The organism is Cytobacillus sp. Hz8 (assembly GCF_042263505.1).
Classification (GTDB): Bacteria; Bacillota; Bacilli; order Bacillales; family Cytobacillaceae; genus Bacillus_BE.
The window spans coordinates 430,577-453,926 of the sequence record NZ_JBHKFI010000001.1 but is presented as its reverse complement, the minus strand read 5'-3'; the positions used below and the strand labels follow the sequence as shown (position 1 = coordinate 453,926).

25 protein-coding genes are annotated in these 23,350 nt (G+C 37.3%); 10 read left to right on the top strand and 15 right to left on the bottom strand.

From position 1 onward, the window contains the following. Positions 1 to 8: 8 nt before the first annotated feature. Positions 9 to 230, bottom strand: coding sequence for a heavy-metal-associated domain-containing protein (locus ACE38V_RS02220; RefSeq protein ID WP_375839501.1), 222 nt, complete (start codon positions 228 to 230; stop codon positions 9 to 11). Positions 231 to 498: 268 nt separating this feature from the next. Between ACE38V_RS02220 and ACE38V_RS02215 the strand changes: the two genes are divergently transcribed. From ACE38V_RS02215 to ACE38V_RS02180, 8 genes are all read left to right on the top strand, one after another. Beyond that, the gene (locus ACE38V_RS02215; protein WP_375839500.1) at positions 499 to 651 is read left to right on the top strand and encodes a hypothetical protein; all 153 of its coding nucleotides are present in this window, start codon (positions 499 to 501) and stop codon (positions 649 to 651) included. After that, a complete protein-coding gene (locus tag ACE38V_RS02210; RefSeq protein WP_375839499.1) occupies positions 635 to 1,474 on the top strand; it encodes a prohibitin family protein in 840 nt (279 codons plus the stop codon). The genes ACE38V_RS02215 and ACE38V_RS02210 overlap by 17 nt, the downstream gene beginning before the upstream one ends. Positions 1,475 to 1,683: 209 nt before the next feature. Continuing rightward, positions 1,684 to 3,363 (top strand): dihydroxy-acid dehydratase, encoded by a 1,680-nt coding sequence (ilvD, locus tag ACE38V_RS02205; protein ID WP_375839498.1) that lies wholly within the window; start codon positions 1,684 to 1,686, stop codon positions 3,361 to 3,363. Between the two features lie 304 nt (positions 3,364 to 3,667). Further along, the gene (locus ACE38V_RS02200; protein ID WP_375839497.1) at positions 3,668 to 4,183 is read left to right on the top strand and encodes a GNAT family N-acetyltransferase; all 516 of its coding nucleotides are present in this window, start codon (positions 3,668 to 3,670) and stop codon (positions 4,181 to 4,183) included. Between the two features lie 199 nt (positions 4,184 to 4,382). Continuing rightward, positions 4,383 to 4,505 carry a YhfH family protein gene (locus ACE38V_RS02195; protein ID WP_375839496.1) on the top strand — a complete coding sequence of 41 codons (123 nt, stop codon included), beginning with the start codon at positions 4,383 to 4,385 and terminating at the stop codon, positions 4,503 to 4,505. Positions 4,506 to 4,719: 214 nt separating this feature from the next. Then, positions 4,720 to 6,057 (top strand): DEAD/DEAH box helicase, encoded by a 1,338-nt coding sequence (locus ACE38V_RS02190; RefSeq protein WP_375839495.1) that lies wholly within the window; start codon positions 4,720 to 4,722, stop codon positions 6,055 to 6,057. Between the two features lie 74 nt (positions 6,058 to 6,131). Beyond that, positions 6,132 to 6,353 (top strand): hypothetical protein, encoded by a 222-nt coding sequence (locus tag ACE38V_RS02185; protein ID WP_375839494.1) that lies wholly within the window; start codon positions 6,132 to 6,134, stop codon positions 6,351 to 6,353. 24 nt (positions 6,354 to 6,377) lie between these two features. After that, positions 6,378 to 6,494: a DUF3941 domain-containing protein gene (locus ACE38V_RS02180; RefSeq protein ID WP_375839493.1), complete on the top strand. Its 117-nt coding sequence runs from the start codon at positions 6,378 to 6,380 to the stop codon at positions 6,492 to 6,494. A gap of 96 nt (positions 6,495 to 6,590) precedes the next feature. Here ACE38V_RS02180 and ACE38V_RS02175 read toward each other — a convergent pair whose 3' ends face one another. Then, a complete protein-coding gene (locus tag ACE38V_RS02175; RefSeq protein ID WP_375839492.1) occupies positions 6,591 to 7,265 on the bottom strand; it encodes a TetR/AcrR family transcriptional regulator in 675 nt (224 codons plus the stop codon). Positions 7,266 to 7,367: 102 nt separating this feature from the next. Here ACE38V_RS02175 and ACE38V_RS02170 point away from each other — a divergent pair, with 102 nt between their 5' ends. Continuing rightward, on the top strand, positions 7,368 to 7,898 hold the full coding sequence (locus ACE38V_RS02170; RefSeq protein WP_375839491.1) for a DUF2269 family protein: 531 nt from the start codon (positions 7,368 to 7,370) through the stop codon (positions 7,896 to 7,898). Positions 7,899 to 8,371: 473 nt separating this feature from the next. Then, positions 8,372 to 9,136 (top strand): SGNH/GDSL hydrolase family protein, encoded by a 765-nt coding sequence (locus ACE38V_RS02165; protein ID WP_375839490.1) that lies wholly within the window; start codon positions 8,372 to 8,374, stop codon positions 9,134 to 9,136. Between the two features lie 548 nt (positions 9,137 to 9,684). Here ACE38V_RS02165 and ACE38V_RS02160 read toward each other — a convergent pair. The 13 genes from ACE38V_RS02160 to ACE38V_RS02100 all read right to left on the bottom strand — a co-directional run bounded on the left by ACE38V_RS02160 (position 9,685) and on the right by ACE38V_RS02100 (position 23,198). Next, positions 9,685 to 9,885, bottom strand: coding sequence for a cold-shock protein (locus ACE38V_RS02160; RefSeq protein WP_075981185.1), 201 nt, complete (start codon positions 9,883 to 9,885; stop codon positions 9,685 to 9,687). 183 nt (positions 9,886 to 10,068) lie between these two features. Next, positions 10,069 to 10,542 carry a hypothetical protein gene (locus tag ACE38V_RS02155; protein WP_375839489.1) on the bottom strand — a complete coding sequence of 158 codons (474 nt, stop codon included), beginning with the start codon at positions 10,540 to 10,542 and terminating at the stop codon, positions 10,069 to 10,071. Positions 10,543 to 10,665: 123 nt separating this feature from the next. Next, a complete protein-coding gene (locus ACE38V_RS02150; protein ID WP_375839488.1) occupies positions 10,666 to 11,874 on the bottom strand; it encodes an ABC transporter substrate-binding protein in 1,209 nt (402 codons plus the stop codon). An 86-nt stretch (positions 11,875 to 11,960) separates the two neighbouring features. Further along, positions 11,961 to 12,668 carry an ABC transporter ATP-binding protein gene (locus tag ACE38V_RS02145; RefSeq protein WP_375839487.1) on the bottom strand — a complete coding sequence of 236 codons (708 nt, stop codon included), beginning with the start codon at positions 12,666 to 12,668 and terminating at the stop codon, positions 11,961 to 11,963. After that, positions 12,661 to 13,425, bottom strand: coding sequence for an ABC transporter ATP-binding protein (locus tag ACE38V_RS02140; RefSeq protein ID WP_375839486.1), 765 nt, complete (start codon positions 13,423 to 13,425; stop codon positions 12,661 to 12,663). The genes ACE38V_RS02145 and ACE38V_RS02140 overlap by 8 nt, the downstream gene beginning before the upstream one ends. Position 13,426: 1 nt before the next feature. After that, positions 13,427 to 14,467, bottom strand: coding sequence for a branched-chain amino acid ABC transporter permease (locus ACE38V_RS02135; RefSeq protein ID WP_375839485.1), 1,041 nt, complete (start codon positions 14,465 to 14,467; stop codon positions 13,427 to 13,429). Further along, positions 14,467 to 15,330 carry a branched-chain amino acid ABC transporter permease gene (locus ACE38V_RS02130; protein WP_375839484.1) on the bottom strand — a complete coding sequence of 288 codons (864 nt, stop codon included), beginning with the start codon at positions 15,328 to 15,330 and terminating at the stop codon, positions 14,467 to 14,469. Before ACE38V_RS02130 ends, ACE38V_RS02135 begins: the two co-directional genes overlap by 1 nt. Before the next feature lie 120 nt (positions 15,331 to 15,450). Further along, the gene (locus ACE38V_RS02125; protein ID WP_375839483.1) at positions 15,451 to 16,623 is read right to left on the bottom strand and encodes a thiolase family protein; all 1,173 of its coding nucleotides are present in this window, start codon (positions 16,621 to 16,623) and stop codon (positions 15,451 to 15,453) included. A gap of 56 nt (positions 16,624 to 16,679) precedes the next feature. Next, positions 16,680 to 17,444, bottom strand: a complete 765-nt coding sequence (fabG, locus tag ACE38V_RS02120; RefSeq protein WP_375839482.1) for a 3-oxoacyl-ACP reductase FabG — start codon at positions 17,442 to 17,444, stop codon at positions 16,680 to 16,682. Between the two features lie 41 nt (positions 17,445 to 17,485). Further along, positions 17,486 to 18,661, bottom strand: coding sequence for an acyl-CoA dehydrogenase family protein (locus ACE38V_RS02115; protein ID WP_375839481.1), 1,176 nt, complete (start codon positions 18,659 to 18,661; stop codon positions 17,486 to 17,488). Between the two features lie 535 nt (positions 18,662 to 19,196). Next, positions 19,197 to 20,396, bottom strand: coding sequence for a thiolase family protein (locus ACE38V_RS02110; protein ID WP_375839480.1), 1,200 nt, complete (start codon positions 20,394 to 20,396; stop codon positions 19,197 to 19,199). 19 nt (positions 20,397 to 20,415) lie between these two features. After that, the gene (locus tag ACE38V_RS02105) at positions 20,416 to 21,564 is read right to left on the bottom strand and encodes an acyl-CoA dehydrogenase family protein (protein WP_375839479.1); all 1,149 of its coding nucleotides are present in this window, start codon (positions 21,562 to 21,564) and stop codon (positions 20,416 to 20,418) included. Next, positions 21,561 to 23,198 (bottom strand): long-chain-fatty-acid--CoA ligase, encoded by a 1,638-nt coding sequence (locus ACE38V_RS02100; protein WP_375839478.1) that lies wholly within the window; start codon positions 23,196 to 23,198, stop codon positions 21,561 to 21,563. The genes ACE38V_RS02105 and ACE38V_RS02100 overlap by 4 nt, the downstream gene beginning before the upstream one ends. Positions 23,199 to 23,350: the final 152 nt, after the last annotated feature.

Sequence of the window (23,350 nt, the reverse complement as noted above, 5' to 3'; positions counted from 1 at the left end):
CTAATCACTCAGCCTATTTTCTCTTGAACAACAGGATACCCCAGATTTTGTAAAAGCTCTGAAAATTCCTTTGGACTTCCAACATCTTCCTGAAAAGAGATTTTTACTTTACTTGAATTAAACAACACCCGTACCTCAGCTACGCCATTTAACCTCTTGAAAGCCTTCTCAATCCCTTTAACACAACTTGGACAAGACAAATCCCCTATTTTATAAATAGCTGTTTTCATTTTTTATTCCCTCTCTCACCTTTTGATACTCTTATCTTACAAACTCGACAAAATAAAAACATTGATGTACATCAATTTTCGATTTTTTGAATCCAATTTCAATTTGATTCGTATAACTAATAAATACATTTTCACCAAAATAAAGAACCCGAAGAAGTCACATGAATAATTTATTCAAGGTAAAAAAGAGTTAAACACAATTGTCATAATTACGTTGAGTGACTTTATGGTAATAAAATGTAACAATAAAGTGGGAGGAGGCAAATTCATGAAGGTAGTTATCGGTTCTTTATTCGTGATCGCTCTATTAGGGTTTGGTATTTGGCTCGTACTCTCCCCAACTTTTAAAAAGGTAGGAGATTCAGCGAAGAAGATTAAAGATTACCTAGAAGATGAGGAGGATAATGATGGAACAAAATAACAAAAAAGGTGGAAACCGCAAAATCATTGGTGGAGTAATCATCGCTATTGTATTGGCTTTAGCAATTGGGATTACTGCTATGTTCATTCAAAAAATTCCTAATGGCTTTGTTGGGGTCGTCTACAGTCCAAATGGTGGTGTTCAGGATAAGACGCTAGGTCAAGGTTGGCATTTAGTTGGCTTATTTGATAAAGTTACTGTTTATCCAGTCAGAATGCAAACAGTAAACTATCGTGATATTCAAGTTGCCACTTCTGATGGTAAAAATGTTACGATCGATTTTGCCTATAACTATAGCATTCAACCAGATAAGGTTGTTGAAGTTTTCAATAAATTTGGTCCAGTTGAAGTGCAAGAAATTGAAGATTCCTACCTAAAGACACGACTTTGGGACGCCAGTCGTAAAGGAATTGCCAAATATTCAGTTATTGATACTTACGGGGAAAAATCAGCAGAAGCGGCCGTTAAGGTTCAACAACTTTTTGCAGATGATATTAAGAATCTTGGATTCACAGTAGATAATCTTACCCTTGGTGTACCAAAACCGGATAAATCCACTCAAGCAGCTATTGATAAAAGAGTTGAAGCTGCTCAGGAATTAGAAAGAAAACAAATCGAATTAAAAATTGCCAAAGCGGAAGCTGAAAAGCTAAGAATTGAAGCGGAAGGTCAGGCAAAATACAACGATATTATCAAAAAGTCCATTTCAAATGAAGTTATTCAAAACAAATGGATTGAAAAATGGGATGGTAAAATGCCAAAAGCAACTGGCTCTAATCAACTTATTCAAATTCCAATCGATGATGATACGAAAACAAAATAGCAGTTTAATAGACACTCCAAAAGGCTGAATCAATTCTTTTTGATTCAGCTTTTTTATTTAAGACCGCAATGCACCCCTCCCCTTCTAATTTATAACCAAAGAGAGCTTGAACCATTTCCCGAAAACTCTATGATTCTTTTTACAATAGTGCTAAAATAAGAGAAAACTTTGAATATTTCTAAAAAATAAAGCCATTGGGGGAAGTCATTATGCCAGAATTACGCAGTAATATGATTAAACAAGGGTATGACCGCGCTCCACACCGAAGCTTGCTTCGTGCTGCCGGTGTTAAAGAGGAAGATTTCAATAAACCATTTATTGCGGTCGTCAATTCTTATATTGATATAGTGCCTGGACATGTTCATTTACAAGAGTTTGGGAAAATTGTAAAGGATGCCATACGTGAAGCAGGTGGAGTTCCATTTGAAATGAACACAATCGGCGTCGATGATGGCATCGCAATGGGTCATATTGGGATGCGCTACTCTCTTCCAAGTAGAGAAATTATCGCTGATTCCGTAGAAACGGTGGTTTCTGCTCATTGGTTTGATGGAATGGTTTGTATTCCAAACTGCGATAAAATAACACCAGGAATGATGATGGCAGCCATGAGACTAAATATTCCAACCATCTTTGTTAGTGGCGGACCAATGAAAGCTGGAAAAGATAAAAATGGGAAGACCCTTACCCTTAACTCTGTCTTTGAAGGAGTCGGGGCCTTCCAATCTGGCAAAATTGAAGAAAAGGATTTAGAAGAAATCGAACAATTTGCTTGTCCTACTTGTGGATCCTGTTCAGGGATGTTTACTGCAAACTCTATGAACTGTTTAGCAGAAGCATTGGGTCTTGCCCTTCCAGGAAATGGGACGATTTTAGCTATTTCCGATGAACGAAAGGAATTTGTTAAACGCTCCGCTAAACAATTGATGGAGCTTATTAAAAATGATATCAAGCCGCGTGATATTGTAACCATTGATACACTTGATAATGCCTTTGCATTAGATATGGCGATGGGTGGTTCTACCAACACCGTTCTTCATACCTTAGCGATTGCTAATGAAGCAGGAATTGACTATTCATTAGAACGAATTAATGAGGTGGCCAGTCGAGTTCCACATCTTGCCAAAATTGCGCCTGCATCCGATTACTCCATCGAGGATGTTCATAATGCTGGCGGAGTTAGCGCCATTATTAATGAATTACTTAAAAAACCAGGAACAATCAACGGTGATTGTTTAACGGTATCAGGAAAAACCATTAAAGAAAATGTTGCCGGTTCTGACATTTTAGATAAAGATGTCATCCATCCTTTAGAAAGCCCTTATTCTGAAAAAGGCGGTCTTGCCGTATTATTCGGAAATCTAGCCCCAGATGGAGCTGTTATTAAGGTTGGTGCCGTTGATCCTGCTGTCGGTGGCTACCATAGAGGTCCAGCCATTTGCTTTAATTCACAGGAAGAGGCTTTATCAGGCATTATCTCAGGAAAAGTGAAAGAAGGACAGGTTGTTGTTATTCGTTATGAAGGTCCAAAGGGAGGACCAGGAATGCCTGAAATGCTTGCCCCTACTTCACAAATTGTTGGTAGAGGTCTTGGAGCAAAAGTCGGATTGATTACCGATGGACGTTTCTCTGGTGCCTCAAGAGGAATCTCCATTGGACATATTTCACCTGAAGCAGCAGAAGGCGGGCCAATTGCTTTTGTCGAAGATGGTGATATGATCGAGCTCGACTTAAATAACCGTAAGATTACCCTTGAAATTTCTGATAAAGAAATGGCAAAACGAAAAGCTAATTGGAAAGGATTCGAACCAAAAGTTAAAACAGGATACCTTGCCCGTTATACAAAACTTGTAACCTCCGCCAGCACAGGTGGAATTATGAAAATCTAAAATTCAATTTTGAATATTCAAATTTGCAGGGAAACTTAATCATAGACATTACTGACAGACCAGATCATTTTGATCTGGTCTGTTTAAATTAGCCTGCTGTGTTTTGCTGTCTTTGATTTTTCTAAAAATTATTTTGAGTTCGATTCAATTGTGGGTAATATAGAACTTTTAATTTTTAAAAATAGAACTTTTTGTGAATTTCCTCACACTACAGCCGTTTTTTTCCATTAAGACAATTGTTTACCTATAATACTCAAGATATAGTGAAATTAGTACAATAACTATATAGAAAGGAGACTCTTCCTTGTTGACAATTCGACCTGAAACAATCGAGGATCAAGAAACCATTTTTCATTTAACTAAAGATGCTTATAAGCAAGAAAATGAAGCAAGACTGATTAATGAAATTCGAAATTCAAATTTCTTTATTCCAGAATTATCCTTGGTTGCAGAAAAAAAGCAGGAAATTCTTGGTCACATCCTTTTTAGCAAGATTTCAATTGATTCAATTGATGGTTCCATACCTTCCCTTTTCTTATCAACTATTTCAGTCAAACCAGTTTATCAATTGCAAGGGATTGGATCCAGACTCGTTCAAGAGGGATTTGTTAGATCGGGGCAGCTTGATTATGAACATGTTGTTGTGATTGGTAGCCCTCGTTTTTTTCGGAAATTTGGATTTCAGCCAGCAAAAGAGAAAGGAATCCTCCCTCCTTTTAAAGTACCTGATCAATGCTTCATGATTCGAGAGCTTTATAAAGACTCGCTAAAATATGCTGGTGGAATTGTAAAATATCTACCTGTTTTTGAACTTGTTTGATTCCAATCATCCTTTACCACTTCCCAAAACGATCACTGTAAACAAAAAATCAACACCATTCATGAGAGCACCTTTAGTGCTCTTGTGTAATGCAAATTAAAATAGAGAATTTTTTACAAAAATAATTATATAACAGTGTTGATTTTTGTTAACTGTTATAGTACACTAAGTTCAATACTTAATTAATGGAGGCGTTAAAATGATGACAATCGAAACAAAACAAACTGTAAAGGAATGTCGTGAATGTGGTGGGCAATTTATTGAAAAACAGGAATCCTCTTTATACGAATGTGAACATTGCATTGGAAGATACGAAGAATAATTTTCTTTTAAAAAATGATAATGGTTTACCTTAAAAACGCGAAAGGAAATCGGAAGCCTTCTGCGTTTTTTTTTGTATCCTCTTTGTCTCATTTCAGCTAGGATCCTTTCTTTTTCAAATTTTATTTGCTATTTCGCAGATTAACACGCATTATGGATAAGTACATATCTAAATTCATCCAAATTAAGGTTAAACAGAAAGTAGGGAAAAATGGTTGTCTGATTTTTTATCATTAGGATTATCAAAAACATTCATCGATATCCTTCAGCAAAATGGCGTGGTGATTCCGACTCCCATTCAGGAAAGAACCATCCCTATCGTTTTGGAAGGTAAGGATTTGATTGGGCAAGCCCAAACTGGTACAGGCAAGACATTTGCCTTTATCTTACCAATTCTTGAAAACATTAATCCTCATTCCGCACATGTTCAAGCGCTTATCGTAACCCCAACAAGAGAATTGGCGCTACAAATAACTGGGGAAATCAAAAAATTAATTATGGCTCAAGAAGAAATTCATGTTTTGGCTGCTTATGGTGGGCAAGATGTAGAAAAACAATTACACCAACTGAAGAAAAATGTTCATATTGTTGTTGGAACACCTGGACGTCTTCTGGATCATATTCGACGAGAAACGATTCAATTATCTCATTTATCGTATCTTGTTCTTGATGAAGCAGATCAAATGCTCCATATTGGATTTTTATCTGAAGTAGAAGAAATTATTAAACAAACCCCTGCAAGAAGACAGACGTTGTTGTTCTCAGCAACAATGCCAACGGAAATTAGAACACTTGCTAATCAATATATGAGGACACCTGAATATATTCAGGTAGAAAAAAAACAAGGACCTGCTTTATCCGTGAAACAAATAGCTTTTCATACAACCGATCGGGCGAAGCAATCTGCACTTATTCAACTCATTACGACCTATCGTCCCTTTCTGGCTGTCATCTTCTGCCGAACAAAACGAAGAGTAAGCAAGCTATATGAAGTGTTAAAAGCAAATGGATTTTCATGTGATGAATTGCATGGAAATTTATCACAATCAAAACGAGAACAAGTGATGCAACGCTTTCGAAATGCTGAGATTCAATTATTAATCGCGACTGATGTTGCGGCAAGAGGATTGGATGTAGAAGGAGTCACTCATGTATTTAACTACGATATTCCACAGGATGCCGAGAGCTATGTACACCGTATCGGGAGAACCGGAAGAGCTGGGATGACTGGGATGGCTATCACTTTTTATTCCTCTTCCAACCGTCAAACTTTGGAAATGATTGAAAAAGAACTTAATATAAGGATTGAAAAACAGAATCTTGAAAAGAAAAATGAGCAACAAAGGAATAATTCCCTCGTTATCGAACAGAATCGCATAAAAGAAAGCAACAAGGTTCGACATAAAGAAAAGAAAGATACTTCAAAACAAAAAAAGCGAGGGACAAAAATAAAAGGAAAAACTTTTAAAAATGAAGAAGTGAATCGCAAACACTCAAATCATAATAACACTAAAAAATCAGAGCAACGGAATCAGACAAAACGTCATCGATGAACAAAATATGGATAGAGAGAAAAATAATGGGAATGTTAAATTTGAGACTATATTGTAATTAGGAGGAGTTCCCGTTGAATTTGCACACAAATATGGAATTTGAAATGAAAAATAGTTTTATCCCCAATATCAGTCACTCAAACACCTTAAAAATTTTAAAGGTAACAGACGAAAGTGTGGTAATTCAAATGAATCAATCAAATTGCCGCGGAGTCTTTCCGTCAGACAACTTTCAGTATTGGATAAAAAAAGGATCCTTAATCTATATTGACGAGCTTGAAGAGCAAACTTCATAATCATAAAAACACTGGTCACTTCCAGTGTTTTTTTTTAAAACCAAAGACTATAATGCCCTTCGACATGAAAGAAATATGATGCGTGAAAAAAATCGCAAAGCTGGCAAGCATCAGTATTCTAAAAAAACGGATCATTTATAAAAGCAACAGAAGACGGGCTAATGAAATTAGCCCGTTTGTTTTATACTTTAAGAAATAGCGCCCAATTCTGAAATAACAGAAGTGTGCTTTAATAAGTTATTGCTTTAATCGTTTATTAAGTCCATCTAATAAAACATGAAGACCAAATTCAAATTGTTTATCACTATTTACGGATACTGAATAATCAGCAAGTTCAACTAATGACGGATATTTATTCACAGACAAAGACTTAAACATTTTTCTTGCCTGTTCAAAAGCTACATTAACCTCTAATCCTTGGATATTAGCTATATAAACCTGTTTCATTTCATCTCTTACAAATGAAAGAATATAATTATTAAATAAACTTGCCGTAGCTGGAACATCCTCTGACCCAAAACCAGCATTCATAAGAATTCGGTATATATTCTCAATTAATTGAAGTCGATCAGGAGTCATTGGTACTGTTTCGGTCATTATTTCAAATGAATCCCGAATAGACAGCAATGCTTGTCGATATTCATGCCCAAGTTCAATGAGCTGCTCATACCAATCTTTAGATGAATCCGGGAAAGAGATTGTTTTACAAATCTGTTCCGATAATAACTGCAATAATTCATATTTATTTTCGAGGTGCCAATATAAAGATGCAGCACTTGTATTAAGAGCATTAGCAACATTTCTCATAGAGAGTTTTTTTAAGCCATCTTTATTAATCAAGTCGATCGCTGTTTGAATAATTTTACTTTGATTCAGCGATTCATGTTCTGAATTTTGTTTTTTTCTATCCATTTGTATACCTCCTATATCTATTGACAATAATAACATTAATGCCTTAAACTTAACACTGTTAAACATAAACTTAACACTGTTAAATTAAAGGAGTGATTAATATTGAAAGGGACTAAAAAGAAAAACAAATTAAATCAAAGAAATTGGTTTCTTATTTTTCATTTAATATCAACCGTTCTATTTGTTGGAGGTAGCTTTACTCAATGGCTTCTTCTTATATCAGCTTTAACAGCAAATACTCCTGAAGTCCTAAAAGTTTCCCATCATCTAATGCATGTAGTGGATCTATCACTGATAATACCAGGTCTTTTAGGAGTCATTATTACTGGAATATTCCTGTCACTCAAGACACACTGGGGCTTTGTTAAACATTACTGGATTATGACTAAAGAAATCATAACTTTAATTACTATAGGGATAGGAAGTATTTTAAATATCTGGGTTCAAAGTTCAATTAAAATTACTACTGAAAAAGGATTGAATGCACTGCATGATCCAATATATCTTCATGATCGCAATATGCTAATAATCAGTGCTGCCATTCAGACCTCATTATTGGTTTTTGTCATTGTTATTTCTATTTTGAAGCCATGGGGTAAACGGAAGGGAATAATAAATTCGGCAAACTCATAAATTACAGATATTAACAAATGCAGTTAAAGTCAAAAACTTCGTTGAAATTCAACGAGGTTTACTAATTATCAATGGTGAAGGGTTCTACTCTGTAATCTGGCCTTCTAATGGAATAACTTAAATATCACTTAGCAGTTCTTGATTCACAAAAAAAACCGAAATCCCTTCTTTAAAGAGATAGGAAATTCCGGTGCAACTTTTTTCAATTATCAAGACCTAAATCGTAAAAAGTCATAAAAAATAAGGAGTGAAACATATTAGTCATGTATAATATGCTTCACTCCTTTTACTCTTTGTTCCACAATCACCAATTTGTGGAAGATTATTTATGTTGTCTGATTGAAGTTAAGCCCCCGTTAATAATCGAAATAATAAATAAAATGATTTTACGGAAACAGCTGGACAGTTGCCGTTTTTAATTCTAATCCTGACTAATAGTATATTATTGAATTTATTATAAAGGAGATGTTTATGTGTCTGATTTACACGAACACGAACACCATCATCACGTCTGTTTTCAATATACCGCACTTGGAAATTCCATTGCTGCAGGAATTGGTGCTTCATTTGTAGTCGATCCTCCTAAAAGATACGGATACGTTTATTATTTTCGGGACTTCTTGGCGACGATATTCCCATGTGTGAATTTAACTAATCTCGCTAATCCTGCTTTAACGAGTACTCTTTTACTTCAGCAGCTACAAACCGTTGCAGTCACACGAGAAGCAGTCAAAACAGCGGATTTAATTACCATTAGCAATGGTGGCGCCGATTTATTTGATTGCTTTCTTCAACCAACACCCAACTGTTTGCCAAATGCCGTTGCCACTTTTGCCCAAAACTGGCCTCTGATTATGAAGGAAATTCGAAAAAGTATTCGATCCCATGCTGAAATATTTGTAATCACCGTTTACAACCCTTTCAGAGGAGATGATCCAAATTTCAATACGGCAGAGTTCTTTATTCAGCAAATAAACAATGTGATTAAAGCTAACCAATTCAAGTTCCATTATAAAGTGGTTGATGTTCATGCTGATTTTCTTGGACAGTTTAATAACACCACACAATGGAAGGTCTGTACGTGGACTCATTTCTGTGAAGTGCCACCTGATGTACATCCCACCGACGCAGGACATTTAGAGATTGCTCGCTTGCATGAATTAAAATACCTTAAAAATCATCCGGATAAACTCCGCTTTGCAGATGATGATAAAAGCAATGTTGAGAGTAGTGACTAAAAGTTTAATAGAATAGCATGATAAGACCGTTCCTTATTTTTATGGGGGGTCTCTTTATGGACAGGCTCTCTTAAAGTGTGTTGTTCAATTAAATGGCCCTTTAATAGAATAACTTAAATATCACTTAGCAGGTTCTTAATTCATCAAAAAACTGACACTTCCATTGTCAGCTTAAATAAAACATTAAATTAATAGGCATCATTCTCTTGGTTCGAGTGGAGATCGTATCCAATTGCCTGAGGCCCTGACCTCGATGTTTAGCTTTATCCCACTCGTCCTGTAAATACGGATCAGTACGTTAATCTAATTTGTACTCAATGCCAGAATGCATCAATGCAGACCAAGAAGCGAGTGTATGCCCATTTCTGAATCAAGAAAATGGCGCCTGTTTTATAAAAGCTTGGTTAATTGTTACTAGCAAAAAAAATAACTTTACAGTAAGTGTGTTTGAGTTACCCTAAAACTTGAAAAAAGTATTTGACATTGTACGCTAAACAAAACAAAAAAGCAGACTGCTAAGAGTCTGCTTTTTATATAAGATTTCATTATTATGCTTTTTGAACGTTAGCTGCTTGAGGTCCACGAGCACCTTGCTCGATGTCAAAAGTTACTGCTTGACCTTCTTCAAGTGTTTTGAAACCTTCGCCTTGGATAGCTGAAAAATGAACGAATACATCTTCTCCACCTTCGCGCTCGATGAATCCGAAACCTTTTTCTGCGTTAAACCATTTTACTTTACCATTTTCCATGTTTGTTGCCTCCTTGTGTGAAACCACACATTGTATTACTATTCTTGCTCTTATGAGATCCAGGCGAAAGCAATATCTTGTCTTCCCGTACTTACATTCTGAACAAAAATAATTCTACCTTAGAATAACAGAAATAGTCACAATAGGCAAGAAATCACCCATGGAAAATCCAACTAAATTATTTTATCTTTCCAAATTAAAGCCTTCCTCTAATAAATATTGCTTTGCTTCATTGTATGATGGAAAGGTTCCATCGAGATTTAAGCCGGCATATACGTTCCACATATCATCTTCATTAATTAACACTAGAGTATGGCCATCTGCATTAATCCAACGCTCTTCATCCATTTCTCCAACAATTGCAAGTTCTTCAACTGATTTAGGGGCTAAAGATTCAATCGATTTTTCGAGTATCTCTTTCAACTCAGGCTCTGAAAAGTCCCGAATATTCACCATCCCTTTTGGATCTTTATCATAGCCGTTTAAATGCTCGGCATAGACAAATCCATTTCCATTTGGATGAAGATGGTAAACTACATTCTTTTTATCACTAGCACTTTCTTCATATTGAAAATTCACGCGTTTAAGTGACACATCTTTTCTTTTTAATTCAGGAAATGATTCAATAATGGCAAGTTTTTTCTCAAAAGTTAGCATGTTGCCTCCTAATAATTTAATAATATGGATTACATTTTTCCATTATATCATCTGTTATTAAAACCCCAAAGACTGCACACTAAAAAAGGTTGATAAGCGCTTGGCACCAATCAACCTTAAAGGCTATTTCACTTTTATTGAGACAATTTTTCCATTTTCGACTGAGGCGACTTCAAGCTCTGATTCAAATCCACCGTTTTCATCAATTTTCGGAATCACATATACTTTTTTGTCTTCTGGCAAATTATCTAATCCCTTTTGCATATTAGCACGGATTTTTTCTACATCATCAACAGACCCAGCCGCTTTCATTGCCTCAACAAAAATATTTAAGCCAATATAATTAAGGCCAGCTTCCGAACCTGGTGTTTCATTATATTTTTCCTTGTAATTCTTGACGAACTGCTGAACAGCTGGTCCTGATGAATTAACAAGTGGTAAGACCCCCACTGACCCCTCTAACACATCATAAGAGCCAGTTATTGCCTTCATTTCATCCAATTTGGCTTGGTCCATAATGACGAATCCCCCTTTGAAGCCCAGCTCTCTCGCTTGTTTAACAACTTTTGCTGTTGGTTCTGAAGCTCCACCGATAAATAACACATCCGGTTTGTTTTTAAGAGCATTCGTAATTAAAGAGAAGAAGTCAGTTTCTTTGGCAAAATCAATTGATGCATTATGAACAATTTTGCCACCTTGCTTTTCCCAATGTGGTTTAAGCTTATCAGCCCAATCCTTCCCATATTGAGACGAAGTAGGTAGGAACGCAATTTTCTTTCCAAAACGTTCCATTGCATATTTCGTAAATGGCTCCAGATATCCATCGTATCGTGGTGGAATTCGAATCGTATATTTGTTTCCAACTTCAGTGATCTTTGGTTCACTTGTATAGGCACCAATAAGGAATTTGGGTTGCTGTTGGTTAAAAACCTGTAGAGCAAATGCCCCACCACTATGCGGTGTAAAAATAATTGGGGTTTTATTTTCTTGAACTAGTCTTTTAGCATTAGAACCTGCCTCATTTGGCAAATACTTGTCATCAAGGGATACAATATTTAATTTATACTTTTTCCCACTTACTTCAAATCCCCCACTTGCATTAATTTCATCTGCTGCCAACTTTAGACCATTTAAGGTTCTTTCCCCATAAAAAGCTGCAGGTCCACTTAATGGTCCTGTATAACCAATATTAACAGTAGCTTCTCCATTTCCAGTTGAGGATCCGGAACCCTTTTCTGTCCCCCCGTTTTTTTCTGATCCATTACAAGCAGCTAAAGCATAAATAAGTGTAAAAATCACACTGACTAAAAAAAGCCATTTCCTTTTTTTCATCCCTTCTCCCCCTTGTATTTATTTATTGAAAATTCAGACTCAATTACCTAGGATAAACCTCTACCACCCCCTTTTAGACATTTTTCTTAAGCTCCAATATAGGCTTTTCGAACACCATCATCTGCAAATAGCTCTTCAGATGTTCCCTGCATAACAATCGAGCCATTTTCAAAAACATATCCTTTATCTGCAATTTTCAAAGCAGCATTCGCATTTTGCTCTGCTAGTAAAATCGTTGTCCCCTCTTGATTAATTTGTTGAATCACTTCAAACATTTGTTCAACAATTAATGGGGCCAATCCAACAGATGGCTCATCCAACATCATTAATTTTGGCTGTGACATCAAAGCTCTGCCAATCGCAAGCATTTGTTGTTGCCCGCCGCTCAAGGATCCTGCCGCATCGTTCCGTTTTTCTTTTAAAATTGGAAATAAAGTAAATACATGCTCTAAAGATTTTTTGATTTCCGCCTTTTTGCTTCGATGAACATACCCACCCATTTTCAAATTTTCATAGACAGACATAGCTGAAAATAATTTTCTCCCTTCAGCACATTGAACAATACCTGAACGTACAATTCGATCTGGAGACCATTTATGGATTAACTCCCCATCAAATAAAATATCTCCATTGCAAGGTTTATTTAGTCCACTAATGCTGCGAAAGGTTGTGCTCTTTCCAGCACCATTTGATCCTAATAAAACCACTATTTCTCCTCTAGAAACGTCAATATTTACATCATGAATCGCCGTGTAGCTACCATATTTCACAGAGATATTTTGAACTTTAAGCAATTGTCTTTCCCCCCAGATAAGCCTTAATCACGGTATCATTGTTAATAATCTCATCAGGTGCTCCTTCAGCAATCTTCTCGCCATAGTTTAGGACCATAATTTTTTCAGCTATTTTCATAATCATTTGCATTTTGTGCTCGATTAAACAAACCGTAATCCCTTTTCCAACCATTTTTTGCATCAATTGGGCTAGTCCCTCTGTCTCATCCGGATTCACCCCGGCAGCGGGCTCATCAAGAAAGACAATTTCAGGATCTGTCGCAAGCGCCAAAGCAAATGCAACCCGTTTTTTCTCCTCTTGAGAAATACCAGCTACCAATTTGTGGGCAACTGCTGACAAGCCAACGAATTCCAATACCTCAAGCGCCTTTTCCCTACATTGCTTCTCTTCTACCTTTAAGCGTTTCGTGCGCAATATCGCATCAATCAGGGTGGACTTTGTTCGCAGTCGGTGTCCAATCATAACATTATCTAACACAGTGGTTTGCTCAAATAAATTCGTCGTCTGAAAAGTTCTGCCAATGCCGAGTTCCGCCACCTTATTAGCTGGTAGATTAGTAATATCCTTGCCTTTAAAAATAACCTGACCCGATGTAGGGATATGAAATCCGCTAATCAAATTAAAAAAGGTAGATTTTCCCGCTCCATTAGGACCGATAATCGCATTGATTTTCCCTTTTTCAATCGAGAAATCAACATCATGAACCGCAGTATTCCCCCCAAATTTTTTTGTGAGATTATTTGTTTCTAAGAACATATTATCCCTCCTTTATCTGCTTACTCGCACCCGCTTGGCTATCAAATATGACATCATTCGCAGAAGATTGATTGAGCTTGATTTTTTTCTCTCTTTTCTCTTTAAGCTTCATGCTCCAGTTGATAACCCCACCTACAAGTCCCCTTGGATAAAAAATAACAACAAATGTTAGCGCGGGGCCAAAAATTAACATGCGATAATCTTGAAGAAATTGAAGCTGCTGAGACACCCATACAATGATTAATGTCCCGACAATCGGACCTGACATTGTTCCTATTCCCCCAACTAACAAATAAGTTAATAAATCAAAAGTAATATTCATACTACCAATGTCTGGTCCAATAAAACGGATAAATGAGGCGTATAGTGCTCCTGAAAGACCTGCAAAAAGACAAGATAAAACAAAAGAAGCTAATTTATTTTTCATGGTTGAAATTCCAATGGTGAGAGCTAAATCTTCGCTGTTACGAATAGCGATATACGTTCTTCCCGTTAAAGAGTGGACAATTCGAAACATTATCAAAATCGTCAACAATAAGAAAAATAGGACAAGATAATATTGAGATATTGGTGTTTGAAAGGACAAAGGTCCGACATCAGCTGGGGCTGGAATCCCTATTAATCCTCGAACACCTTCAGTTAAGGCATCCCATTTATCAATTAATAAATAGAGAATATATCCCACACACAACGTATAAATGGCAAAGAAATGTTCCTTCGTCCTAAGAGCAATGACACCGATTAATAATCCCAATAAACTAGTAATAACTAGAGCTAAAAGAAATGCTGTCCAATACGAAAGCTGTGCTTTAACTGTCAAAATCCCCAATGAATAAGCTCCAACAGCAAAGAAACCAGCATGTGCAAGCGATAAATAGCCCGTATAACCTGCTAAAAGATTTAATCCATATACAGCAATCATCCAAATAAATGATAACGTCATAATATGGATAAAATATTCATTGTTTGTTAAGAGCGGAAAGGCAATCGTAAAAAGAATCAGCACAGTGATAATTGTTCTTCGATTAAAAACAATTGACATTATTGTCCCCCCTTAGCAAATAATCCTGTTGGTTTTACAGTGAGGATGATCACAAGGAGAACAAAGGCAATAATATCCTTATAATCATTAGAAAGATAGGTTGCACCTAAGCTCTCGCTAAACCCAAGAATATAGCCACCAAGAATGGCACCAGGAATACTCCCCATTCCCCCGAGAATAATGATGACAAATGCTTTTAAAATGACGAGCTGCCCCATGCCCGGAAAAACTAAATTAATAGGTGCAGCAAGTGAAGAAGCAATAGCTGCTAAGGATCCGGAAATAAGGAAGGTCAACATTGCTACTTTATTCGTATTGATTCCAACTAAATTTGCCCCTTCCCGATTTTGTGACATGGCAATAATCGTGGAGCCAGTATAGGTTTTTTTCAAGAATAAATAGAGTAAAATCATGACGACAATGGCTGATGCAACAATGAGGATTCTTTGAACAGTTAGGGTTAGACCAAATAATGAAACAACCTGACCATATGGAGTTGGCATAGATTGATAATCTGCTCCCCAAACAAATTGAGCGAGGGCTTCTAAAAATAAAAGGATTCCAATTGCGGCAATATTATCTTGGATAGGTGGTGCATTTCGTAACGGGTGGAATACAACTCTTTCCATTAATACACCAATGATTCCTACGGCAATAATTGAAACAAAAATTGCTAGCCAATAGTGCAATCCAAATGTTGTCATCATGGTTAAAGTAATATAACCACCCAGCATGTATAAGGCACCATGGGCGAAATTAGGAATATGCAGAATTCCGTAAACGAGGGTCAACCCCAAGGCAACCAAACTGTAAACGCTTCCAATGGTTAAACCATTAAATAACTGTTGAAATAAAATTTCCATTACACTCCTCCTATCAAATCAATATCTCCCTTCAGAAAATCTATCACCACATAAGGAGATAGATTTTCTGAGTTACCAATTAGCAAGTAATTCCCTTTTCTTAATATTTATAGTGGATGATTAATCCTCTCTTTCAATGATGGTGGCAATTCCTTGTCCTCCACCGATGCAAGCAGTGATAAGTGCAAACTTTCCGCCTGTTCTTTGCAATTCATAAATTGCCTTAGTGAAAAGAATTGCGCCAGTCGCACCAAGAGGATGACCATGAGAAATCGCTCCCCCATTCACATTCACTTTATCAGGATTCAAAGAAAGTTCTCGGTCGCAAGCAATGACCTGTGCAGCAAAAGCCTCATTAATCTCAATCAGATCGAAATCATCCAAGGATAAACCTGACTTCTTTAAAACCTTTTTTGTTGCTGGAACTGGACCAATTCCCATTATATTTGGATCGACTCCAGCAACTGCATGCTCTCGGATTACAGCCAAAGGCTTTAATCCTAATTCTTCTGCTTTTTCTCTTGACATAACGACAAGAGCTGATGCTGCATCATTTAGACCGGAACTGTTTCCTGCCGTAACAGTTCCTCCCTCTAAAAATGCGGGTGGCAGTTTTGCCAATAATTCCTTAGTAGTTCCTAGACGCGGGTGTTCATCCTCTGAAAATACAATGGGTTTCCCTTTTCGAACAGGTATCGTGATAGGAATAATTTGTTCTTTAAAGCGCCCTTCTTTGATTGCTCTCTCCATTCTTTGTTGACTTTTTGCAGCAAATTCATCTTGTTCAACCCTAGAGATTTCGTAATTTTTCGCTAAATTTTCTGCTGTAATCCCCATTGGCGGATCACCAATTTCCTTAGGCGAAAGCTGTGATTTCCTAAATTTCGGTACCATCGGACTATAGGGCTTTTCAGCGCGATCCATTAAATATGGGGCGCGACTCATACTTTCAGTCCCTCCTGCAATAAAAACATCGCCATCTCCTGAACGAATAGCCTGTGCCGCGAGATTAATAGCATTAATTCCCGATCCGCATTGTCGGTCCACAGTTAAACCGGGTAAATCGATTGAAAGCCCTGTTGCAAGAGCTGTTAATCTCGCAATGTTTCCTCCCCCACTTAAGACATTGCCCATAATCACGTCTTCAACTAAATCAGGAGTTATATTTGCTCTTTTTATTGCTTCCTTTATCACCTCAGCACCATAAATATGTGCTGGAATGGAAGCAAGAACTCCACCTTGTTTACCGATTGCTGTGCGAACGGCTGATACAATAACAGCGTCTCTCTTCACAGTTTATCCTCCTCCTTCTTATTCTTCATTTCAATTACTATTAAAAAAAACTCAGCTTAGCATCTAGGGCCTCCCGCAACATAAAGAACCTGACCGCTAACAAAAGATGATTGTTCATCTGCAAAGAAAGCAACGGCATTCGCAATATCCTCAGGTTTTCCACTTCTCGCAACAGGGATTTTATTAATATTGGCCTTAACCAAATCCTCAAAGGAAATTCCGATTCTTTCTGCTGTTGCTTTTGTCATATCGGTTTCAATAAATCCTGGAGCCACTGCATTTGCAGTAATACCATACTTGCCTAACTCAATGGCAAGCGTCTTTGTAAATCCTTGTAACCCTGCCTTTGCTGTTGCATAATTGGCTTGCCCCCTATTTCCTAATGCAGAAGTTGAAGAGATATTAATGATTCTTCCATATTGATTTTTAACCATATATTTTTGAGCAGACCTTGTTGCAATAAACGATCCTTTTAAATGAACATCCATAACGGTTTCCCAGTCGCTATCTGTCATTTTAAAGAGCATATTGTCACGAATGACACCTGCATTATTAACAAGAATGTCGACGCTCCCAAATTTTTGAACAATTTCTTCCATCGCCTGTTCAACTTGAGCAAGCTCTGTCACACTAGCTACCTTTGCAAAAACAGAATAACCCTTATTCTTTAATTCTGCTTCAATAGCTCTTATTGCTTCTTCATTTACATCAATTAAAGCAACATTAGCCCCTTCCTCAGCAAATCGTTCTACAATACTCTTTCCTATACCTCTGCTCCCACCCGTTACTAAAGCCGTTCTTCCAGTAAATCTCCCCGTCATTATTTCTTCCTCCTCATATTTTTAACTGAATGGTCAGTATGTTAAATAAATTGGCCTACCTTTACATGACCTTTAAGTAAATTTCTTGAAATAATCATCCGTTGAATCTCATCTGTACCGTCATATATTCTCCATAATCTTGCTTCACGGTACCAACGTTCAATTGGCAACTCTCTTGTATAACCCATACCTCCATGAATTTGCAGAACACGATCAACGACACGATTCCCCATATTTGCTCCATAAAGTTTTGCCATAGAAGCTAAATGACGATTATCTTCACCTTGATCCAATGTCCATGCAGCATTTAATACAAGCCATTTTGCTGCTTCTATTTCGACTGCTGAATCAGCAATTTGCCATTGTATGGCCTGTCTGTCAGCAATTGGGCGACCAAAAGTAACACGTTCCTTCGAATAATCGATCGCCATCTGCAACAAACGTTCAGCCATTCCCACTGCCCGGGCTCCAACAACCCATCTCGCAAATCCGATCCACTCAAGACCCAGTTTATAGCCTCCATGGATTTCGCCAAGAATATTTTCCTCTGGAACACGGACATTATCAAATACTAAAGATGCAGGACCCCACTCTCCCATTGTATCGATGTATTCAGATTTCCAGCCCATGTCGCGATCAACAATAAAACATGTCACGCCTTCTCGACCTGTTTTTTGATGTAATTCTTTATCGGTAATGGCAATAACCATAACAAAATCGGCTTCATTTCCACCTGTAATAAACGTTTTTTCTCCGTTTAGAACCCACTCATTTCCATCTTTAACTGCGGACATCTTAATATTTCGCGTATCAGACCCCGCACCTGGCTCAGTCATGGCAAAACAAGATTTTTTCTCACCATTAATAGTCGGAATTAAGTACTTTTTCTTTTGCTCTCCGTTCGCATAATAAAGGATATTATCAGCCGATCCTCCAAACTTAAATGGCACAAAAGTTTTAGAAATCTCCATAAAAACTAGAGCCATCATCGTTTGTCCTAAATCTGCTCCACCGTATTTCTCTGGTGTGTTAATTCCCCAGAACCCAAATTCTTTTGCCTTTAATTGAAGTTCTTCCATTTTTTCAGCAGATAATCCAGGTCTCCCGGCTCTTTCATTTCGAAGAACCTCATTCTCAAGAGGAATTAGTTCATTTTCGACAAATTTTCTAATGGTTTGCTGGACCATTCTTTGTTCATCAGTCAATCTTAAGTGCATGTCATTCACTCCAATTCATAGTATAATTGTTTAATAGCTCGCTTGTTTAAAATTCTATTTTCCCAGTTGCTTGTAACTTTCTGTTTAATATCTCGCTAGTGATGAAATTAAAAATTCATGTCCTACGCTGTTACAGCCCAAAATTTTTCTCGCCCTATAGTCAATTATGCAATTATCATGCCAACTCAGAGACTTGCATTAATTGGTTTTTTAATGCTATTAGCACAGTCAATAATTTGAAATTGAATCAAATGTAAGCGATACCATTATTAATGAAGATTAATTTTTGAATTAATGATTTATCTATGAATCAAAACAGATATCTATTAAATTTCTGTACACCGATTTTATAGGGAGCTTCCGCCATCTACAGCAATTATTTGTCCCGTGATGCAGTCACTTACCTAACTTGCAAGAAGAAGTGGAGCGCCTTTTAAAGAATTGGATGCCCAATGATTTTATGAATTTTTATTTTTGCTATTTTCATTTTGCTCTAACGCAATGAATTACGGCCATAATTTTCCCCATTCCTTTATCAATCAGAACGACCACGCAGGTTTTCAATCAAAATGGCCATCCCTTGCCCGCCTCCAACACAGAGTGAAGCAATGCCATATTTTGATCCTCTCCTGGCCAATTCATGCATGAGCGTAATCACGATTCTCGCACCCGTCGCGCCAACCGGATGACCAAGAGCAATCGCACCGCCATTAACATTTAATTTGGATGGGTCTATTTTCAACTCTCTCTGTACAGCAAGAGCTTGCGAGGCGAAGGCTTCATTTATTTCAAATAAATCGATATCGTCAATCGTCATATTGACCCGTTTAAGTAATGTCTGAATGGCTGGAATCGGTCCAATTCCCATTAATTCTGGTGGAACGCCTACAGCTGTCCAATCAACGATGGCAGCATATGGATTCATTTCTTCTTCCTTCGCTTTCTTTTCTGTCATTAAAAGTACGGCAGCAGCACCATCATTTCTTCCACATGCGTTTCCAGCTGTCACCGTGCCTCTCGTTTTAAATGCAGGTCTTAATTGCTGTAATTTTTCTATAGTTGTACTCGGACGTGGATGTTCATCTTGTGAAAATAGAAAGGTGATTTTTCTTTCGCTCACTTCAATTGGAGCAATTTCCGTTTCAAATCTTCCTTCTTTAATAGCTCTAGCTGCTTTCTGTTGACTTTCTAATGCGAAAACATCTTGATCTTCTCTTGATATCTGATACTTTTCAGCAACATTTTCTGCTGTGATCCCCATCCCCATATCATTGCCATAGATTTCCTTTGGCTGTTGTCCTGCTTCTATATTAGAGTCCACTAAATATGGCCTATCTCCCCCGAAGCGGGCATCTCTCAAATAAATTGGGGAGCAGCTCATGCTTTCCGTTCCTCCGGCAATGACGATTTCAGATTGATTCGTCCAAATTTGCTGAATTCCTGATGCGATTGCCTGCATGGAGGAAGCACATAATCGATTAACAGTAAAAGCCGGAACTTGGACAGGAATTCCTGCACGAATCGCTGCTACACGAGCGACATTAGAGGAATCTGTTGATTGACGAACCTCGCCCAGGATTACTTCATTTATTTTCTCAGCAGAAAGTGAACTCTTCTGCAGAACATTTTTAATTACATGGGTTGCCAACATACCAGAATTCATTTCTTTTAAGGTTCCTCCATACCGACCAATGGGCGTCCGAATTCCTTCTGCAATGACAATTCTTTCACTCATCCTTTACATCCCTCCTTCATTAGGTGTATTCCTTATTTAATTGCCCGATAATAATATTTTTCTGAATTTCAGATGTTCCTTCATAAATGCGTGTTATTCGAGCATCACGAAAGAAGCGTTCAATTGGATAATCAGCAATATATCCAAGACCCCCATGAATTTGTACAGCCTTATCTGCAACTCTGTTATATACCTCTGAGCCATATAGCTTAAGCATTGCTGCCTCTTTAATAAGCTTTTGTCCCTGATCCACCATCCACGCAACACGATAAGTAAATGATCTTAACGCTTCAATTTCAAGAGCCATTTCAGCAAGCATATGACCAACAGCTTGATGCTGAATGATTGGCACATTGAACTGAATTCTTTCTTTCGCATAGCTTATTGAAAGCTCCAATAATTTTTGACAGGAACCTAAATTTCTTGCAGCAAGACCAGCTCGCCCATTTGCTAAGATGGTCAAAGCATTGACATAGCCTTTTCCTTCTTCACCTAATAGATTTTCAATTGGAACTTCACAATCTTCAAAAATGACCTCAGCCGAATGAGAACCGCGTAAACCCATTTTTTTCTCGACTGCTCCAATATGAAATCCTGGGAAGTCTTTTTCGACAATGAATGAACTGATTCCCTTTGCTCCCCTTGTTGCATCTGTGACTGCCATTACAGTGAAAATATCTGCATCCGTTGCATTTGTAATATAATGCTTTGTTCCATTTAAAATATATTTATCCCCTTTTTTTATTGCTGTTGTTTTCAAATTAGTCGCATTTGATCCAGCTTCAGGCTCCGTTAAGGCAAATGCACCTATTTTTTGGCCACTCGCCATATCCGGTAAATATTTTTTCTTTTGTTCCTCATTACCCATTTCTACTATACCCACTGTTCCAATACCAGTGTGTGCCCCGATAAGGGTGGTGTAGCCATTATGAGTGGCGCCAATTTCTTCATAGAGCGCGCATTTCCCAACCATTCCAATTCCAAGACCACCGTATTTCTCCGGAATACTAAGCCCAAACAACCCCATTTTTTTTGACATTTCAATAATCCGTTCCGGTATTTTATCCTCTTCTTCGATTTGCATCGCTTCTCGTTCCACTTCATTTTGGACAAAATCCCGAACATTCTGCTTGAGGATGAGAATTTCCTCACTCAATTCAAAATTCATTTTGATTGCTCTCCTTCATCAATCATTTTCCATTTAGCTATAGAAGCTTCTTGCTTCCTCAATTCTTCTTTAATTAGCGTTCTTTTTAATAACTTTCCAACTGTATTCCTTGGAAGTTCATTTCTTACTTCAAATATTTTAGGTACCTTATAAGGAGTAAGCTTGGAATAGCAATAGCCCTTGATTTCATCTAAATCAATCTGAACATGTTCCTTAGGGACAACATATGCTTTGACCATTTCTCCTGATATTTCATCTGGAATTCCGACGACCGCTACTTCTTTAACATCCGGGTGCTCATATAGAATCCCTTCTACCTCCTGCGGATAGATGTTAAATCCATTGACAATGATCATTTCTTTTTTCCTGCCAACAATATAGAAATAACCTTCTTCATCCATAATGGCGAGATCCCCTGTATAGAGCCATCCATTTTTAAGTGCCCGTTCCGTTTCTGTTGGATTATTCCAATATCCCTTCATGATTTGTGGCCCCTTTATTAAAAGCTCACCAACAAATTTCTCCTTTAAAGGCCGATTGCTTTCATCCACAACCATACAATCTGTGCCAGGCATCGGAATTCCTATGCTTCCAACCTTCTGCTTTCCATAAGGCGGATTTCTATGAGTACTGGGAGAAGCTTCAGATAATCCAAATCCTTCACTAATCGCAATACCTGTTAATTCTTCAAATCGCTTTAAAACTTCAACAGGTAAAGGGGCTGAACCAGAAGAACACATTTTAAAGCAAGTTAAATCATGGTTTTCAATCCCAGGATAATGAAGGAGTGCATGATACATTTTCGGTACACCCGGAAAAAAGGTAGGTCGAAATAATTTTATTTTTTCTAATACATCAGCTACTTCAAACTTCTTAACTAGTAAAATTGTTGCCCCTATATAAATTCCAAGATTCATTGCACTCGTCATTGCGTAGACATGATAAAGCGGTGTTGCCGCTAAGATGATTTCTTGACCGAGAACAAGTAACTTTCCATACATGCTGTAACTTTGAATGACATTTGATGTTAAATTGTAATGAGTTAACACGGCCCCCTTCATTTTCCCTGTTGTGCCACCCGTATACTGAATCACAGCAATATCTTCGCGGGGTTCAATGAGCTCATATGCGTCAATAGCTTGCCCTGATTGAAGCATGGTAGAAATACTAAAGTCATCCCCATGAATACTCATACTTGCCTTTAAAGGATAAATGACTTCAGCTTCTTTCACATTTTTTTCTGCACTTTCATCATAAACAAGATAATGAGCAGTCGAATCTGTTAATATTTGAAGTAATTCTCTTTGTGTATATAATGGATTAATTTGAACAACAGTCATTCCTAGGGCTTGAGCAGCATAATAACAAATGATATAAAACGGATGGTTCACCATCATCAACCCAATTCTCTCACCCTTTTGAAAGTTCATACATTTCCATCTTCCTGCTAAGCGATCAACTTTTTCTTTCAATTCGTGATAGGTTAGCACTTCATCCTCAAAAATAATCGCTGTGCGAGTAGGATAAAGCTCAACCGTCTTTTCAAGAAAGGAGTAAAGAGACACTTCTGGTAACTTCAGTATTTCATTCTTTTGATACCATTGATGCCAAGGTCGTTTTGATACTTTTTGCAAAATTTCACCTCCAACTTTCTTTATTTTGTTTAAGACAAATTTGTCAAATAAGCCTTATCCTCTAAAAATTGCTTTACATTTTAATTTGCAATTTTCATGCCAAGTTTGAATTAAAGCTGTTTCAATCAAAAAATACACTTAAAACCCAAAAT